Raw genomic sequence first — 2,020 nt, 5'->3', positions numbered from 1 at the left:
GCTGCGGGGCGGCGGTGGCGGCGACGGCGTGGGCGACGGCCGCGCCGACCCCGGCCGCCGAGGTGAGCCTGGCGGTGGCGGTGATCCGGGCGGGCCAGGGGCCGAGCTGGGCGCGCACGTGCAGGTGGCCGGTGGTGGCGGGCGCGGCGGCGGAGGCGGTCGCGCAGCAGAGCGCGGCGATGCCCGCGACCAGGAGCGCCAGCGGGGCGAGCGGTCCGGCGAGCGCCGCGGCGGGGGTGAAACCGGCGAGGACGCCCGCGCCGAGCGAGGCCCCCAGCACCAGCACCACTGCCCCGGATCGGTGCGTCACTGTCACCGTGACACAGTCGCAGATGGATCCGGCAGCCGCTAACGGCCACCCGCTTGACGCACGATCGTGTTAATTGTTACTCGACGCAGTCAGCTGTGGCACGCCCAGCCGGGTCGGAGCAAGACCTTTAGCATTCGTCAGCGTCCGTCACCCGTTCCCGCAGCACACCTGGTAAGTGCCGGGAGGAAACCCGACGAGGAGCAGCAACTTGACCGCGCCGAAGCTGTCCATCACCGACAGTGACCTGACCACCGCCTCTGACGCCATCGTGGTGGGAACCCTCCAGGGCCCCGACGGGCTCGCGCTCATCCCGGCCGCCGCGCCCGTCGACACCGCCTTCGACGGCGCCCTGCTGGAGGTGCTGGGCGCGCTGGGCGCGACCGGCAAGACCGAGGAGGTCGTGACCATCCCGACCATGGGCAGGCTGGAGGCCCCGATCGTGCTCGCGGTCGGCCTCGGCAAGCCCGGCGCGGACGGCCAGGTCAGCGAGGAGCAGGTGCGCAAGGCCTCCGGCGCGGCGGCCCGCGCGCTGGTCGGCAAGAAGCGCGCCGTGACCACCCTGTCGTCCGTGCACCTGGCCGCCGCGGTCGAGGGCGCTCTGCTGGGCGGGTACACCTTCAAGGAGTACAAGTCCGACAAGGGTGAGGGCCCGGTCGCCAGGCTGGACCTGGTGCCGCCCGCCGAGGGCGTGAAGCGCGCGCACAACGCCACGCTCAAGGCCGCGACCGCGATCGCCGAGGCCGTCACGGCCACCCGCGACCTGATCAACACCCCGCCGAACGACCTGTACCCGGCCTCGTTCGCCGAGCGCGCCGTCGCGCTGGCCTCGGCCGAGGGCGTGGAGACCGAGGTGCTCGACGAGAAGGCGCTGCGCAAGCAGGGCTTCGGCGGCATCCTCGGCGTCGGCGGCGGCTCGACCCGCCAGCCGCGCCTGGTCCGGCTGTCCTACAAGGGCCCGAAGGCGACCAAGAAGGTCGCGCTGGTCGGCAAGGGCATCACCTTCGACACCGGCGGCATCTCCATCAAGCCCGCGGGCGGCATGGACGAGATGACCTCGGACATGAGCGGCGCGGCGGCCGTGGTCGCCACCGTCGTGCTCGCGGCGAAGCTGAAGTACCCGCTGGACATCACCGCGTGGGTGCCGATGGCGGAGAACATGCCGTCCGGCGCGGCCTACCGGCCCGGCGACGTGCTGAAGATGTACGGCGGCAAGACCGTCGAGGTGCTGAACACCGACGCCGAGGGCCGGTTGATCCTGTCCGACGCGATCACCCGCGCGTGCGAGGACGGCCCGGACTACCTGATCGACGTGGCCACGCTGACCGGCGCGCAGGTCGTGGCGCTGGGCAAGCGCACCTCGGGCGTCATGGGCACGGACGAGCTGCGCGACCGGGTGGCCGAGCTGGGCCGCGCGGTGGGCGAGCAGGCGTGGGCGATGCCGCTGCCGGAGGAGCTGCGCGGCGACCTGGACTCGCGGCTGGCGGACCTGGCGAACGTCACCGGGCACCGGTGGGGCGGGATGCTGTCGGCCGGCCTTTTCCTCAAGGAGTTCGTGGCCGAGGGCGTGCAGTGGGCGCACATCGACATCGCGGGCCCGGCCTACCACACCGGTGGCGCGCACGGGTACACCACGAAGGGCGGCACGGGCGTCCCGGTGCGGACGCTCGCGGCGCTGCTCGCGGACATCGCGGACAAGGGCTGACCTCCGGG

General features: G+C 73.3%; 1 protein-coding gene and 1 pseudogene. One reads left to right on the top strand and one right to left on the bottom strand.

Translation table 11 applies throughout. The annotated features are described in order from the left end of the window. Window positions 1-310, bottom strand: a pseudogene (locus ACTUAL_RS01695) (amino acid permease); the annotation flags it as partial. Between the two features lie 208 nt (window positions 311-518). Here ACTUAL_RS01695 and ACTUAL_RS01690 point away from each other — a divergent pair. Further along, on the top strand, window positions 519-2,012 hold the full coding sequence (locus tag ACTUAL_RS01690) for a leucyl aminopeptidase (protein ID WP_096491982.1): 1,494 nt from the start codon (window positions 519-521) through the stop codon (window positions 2,010-2,012). Window positions 2,013-2,020 lie beyond the last annotated feature (8 nt).

The sequence above is a fragment of the Actinosynnema sp. genome, assembly GCF_052038725.1.
This window is presented reverse-complemented; position numbering and strand designations above follow the sequence as displayed.